Origin of the sequence: Micromonospora sp. ATA51 (genome assembly GCF_016802855.1) — a bacterium.
Lineage (GTDB): Bacteria > Actinomycetota > Actinomycetes > Mycobacteriales > Micromonosporaceae > Micromonospora > Micromonospora sicca.
This window is the reverse complement of sequence record NZ_JAEVHJ010000529.1, coordinates 1-2,711: the sequence shown is the minus strand read 5'-3', so window position 1 is coordinate 2,711 and position 2,711 is coordinate 1. Positions and strand designations below refer to the sequence as shown.

General features: G+C 76.1%; 1 protein-coding gene and 3 pseudogenes. All 4 read right to left on the bottom strand.

Annotated elements, in window-relative coordinates; translation table 11 throughout:
• A pseudogene (locus JNW87_RS37230) lies at positions 1-88 on the bottom strand (3'(2'),5'-bisphosphate nucleotidase CysQ); the annotation flags it as partial.
• A gap of 10 nt (positions 89-98) precedes the next feature.
• Positions 99-1,549, bottom strand: a pseudogene (locus JNW87_RS37225) (anthranilate synthase component I); the annotation flags it as partial.
• Entirely contained in the window at positions 1,546-1,980 is a 435-nt protein-coding gene (gene hisI / locus JNW87_RS37220) for a phosphoribosyl-AMP cyclohydrolase (RefSeq protein WP_109802705.1), read from the bottom strand. The gene hisI and the pseudogene JNW87_RS37225, both read right to left, overlap by 4 nt.
• 228 nt (positions 1,981-2,208) lie before the next feature.
• Positions 2,209-2,484, bottom strand: a pseudogene (locus JNW87_RS37215) (phosphoribosyl-AMP cyclohydrolase); the annotation flags it as partial.
• Positions 2,485-2,711 lie beyond the last annotated feature (227 nt).

The window sequence follows — 2,711 nt, the reverse complement described above, 5'->3', positions numbered from 1 at the left end:
TACGGATCAGGTCGTGCGAGACCTTGTCCCCCGCCGACTTCAACGCCCCCGCGTCCGCGAAACCCAGCTCCGCGCGCAGGTTGACCAGCGCCTGCCCGGACCACGCCCGCCCCGGCCTGCACGTAGGCCCGCCCGTCGCGGATCAGCGCGGTGCGGATGGCGATCGCCATGTCCAGGTCGCCGCCGAAGCCGAAGTAGCCGACCGTGCCGCCGTAGAGGCCCCGCCGGACCGGCTCCAGCTCCTCGATGATCTCCATGGCCCGCACCTTCGGCGCCCCGGAGAGGGTGCCGGCCGGGAAGGTCGCGGCCAGCGCGTCGAAGGCCGTCCGGTCCTCCCGCAGCTCCCCCACCACGGTGGAGACGATGTGCATGACATGGCTGTACCGCTCGATGGTGGCGAACTCCGGCACCTCGACCGTGCCGGGCCGGCAGACCCGGCCGAGGTCGTTGCGGCCCAGGTCGACCAGCATCACGTGCTCGGAGCGTTCCTTCGGGTCGGCGAGCAGCTCGGCGGCGAGCCGGGCGTCGGCCTCCGGGGAGCCGCCGCGCGGCCGGGTGCCGGCGATCGGGTGCAGCAGCGCCCGCCGCCGGCGTCCGCGCCGGTGCTGACCTTCAGGTGCGCCTCCGGCGAGGAGCCGACGATGTCGAAGCCGTCGAAACGCAGCAGGTACATGTACGGGCTGGGGTTGGTGGTGCGCAGCACCCGGTAGACGTCGAGCGGGTCGGCGTGCGTATCGCGCTCGAACCGCTGGGCGAGCACGATCTGGAAGCACTCGCCGGCCCGGATCGCCTCCTTGGCGGCCTCCACCGCCTTCGGGTACCCGCCGTCGGGGGTGCGGCTGACCACCTCGCCGGCGGGCGGCCGGTCGACGGTCGAGATCATGGGCGGAATCGGTCGGGACAGCGCGGTGGTCATCGCGTCGAGCCGGCCCACGGCGTGGTGGTACGCCGCCGCGACCTGGGGCGCCCGGTCCGGCGCGTCCGGCGGGGGCAGGATCGCGTTGGCGACCAGGATCGCCGAGCCGTCGTAGTGGTCGAGCACCACCAGGTCGGTGGCGAGCATCATGCCCAGCTCGGGCACGCCGAGGTCGTCCTCGGTCAACTCGGGCAGCCGTTCGAAGCGGCGGACCAGGTCGTACCCGAGATAGCCCACCATGCCGCCGGTCAGCGGCGGCATGTCGCTGGCCGGGTCCCAGGCCGGTCCGCCGAGGGCCGCGACGGTCTCGCGCAGCACCCGGACCGGGTCGCCGTCGACGGGCAGGCCGGCGGGCGGGTCGCCGGTCCAGACCGCGGCGCCGCCGCGTTCGGTCAGCGTGGCGCTGCTGCGGACGCCGATGAACGAGTACCGGGACCAGGCCATACCGGCCGAGCCGACGCCCTGCTCGGCCGACTCGAGCAGGAAGGTGCCGGGGCCGCCGGCGAGCTTGCGGTAGACCCCGACCGGGGTCTCCGCGTCGGCGAGCAGCCGCCGGGTGACCGGGACGACCCGCCAGCGGGCCGCCAGGTCGGTGAAGGTCGCCTGGTCCGGGCTGACCGCGCCGTCGGTCATGAGGTCGCCTCCGGGGAGGTCACCGGCAGCTCGGTGAAGAAGCAGGTCCGGTGCCCGGTGTGGCAGGCCGCGCCGACCTGGTCGACGCTCACCAGCAGGGCGTCGCCGTCGCAGTCCAGGGCGACCGAGCGGACGTGCTGGTGGTGGCCGGAGGTGGCGCCCTTGACCCAGTACTCCTGGCGGCTGCGCGACCAGTAGGTGGCCCGGCCGCTGGTGAGGGTGCGGTGCAGCGCCTCGTCGTCCATCCAGGCGACCATCAGCACCTCGCCCGTGTCGTGCTGGCGCACCACGGCGGCCACCAGGCCGTCGGGGGTGCGGCGCAGCCGGGCGGCGATGGCCGGGTCGAGCCGGGACGGGCGGACCGGGCCGGGGGCCGCGGGTTCGCCGGCGGTGGCGGGTGCGCCGGTCAGCGGCGCGTCAGAGGCGGGCACAGTGACCCATTGTCCCGCACGCGGCGCCGGGACCGCCGCCGCGTCCCGATGGCCGGGCACGGCGGGCGCGACGGCCCGGGTCAGCTGGGCCAGGTAGCGGTCCAGCCGGCCGTCCAGCAGGGCGTCCGCCAGGTCCGCGCCGGACACCGCGGCGATCTCCTCGGCGTACGGGCGGACCAGCGGCACGATCCCGGTCACCAGCCGACCGGCGGCGACGCTCACCTCCCCGACGGAGGCGGGCCGCAGCCCGAGGCAGCGCAGCATGTCGTCGCGGTAGCCGGGCGGGGCGACCGGCAGGTCGAGCACTGCGGCGAGGGCGCCCCGGCGGGAGGCCACCCGGACCGAGGGGTTGGCCAGCCGGAGCACGGACGGGCAGAGCCGGGCCAGGTCGGCGGCGGCCAGCCGGACGCCGAACGGGTCGTCGGCCTGGCGGGCCCCGGCGACCTTGCCCAGGGTGGCGATCAGCTCCTCGAACCGGGGCTCGTCGGCCGGCTGGCAGAGCACCGGCAGGTCGATCCGGCGCCGCCACTCCGGCACCGCCCAGAGCAGCCGGGCCGGCGCGGTGACCGGCAGGCCGAACGCCCAGTCGGCCGGCTCGTTGAGCCGGTGCACCCAGGAGCGGACGTCCCGGGCGGCCACCGAGACGTGCACCAGCCGGCCTCGAATTCGGCGAGGAAGGCGCGGCGGGCGGCGTACGGGCCGACACCGGCCGGGCGGCCGGCGCAGCGGCG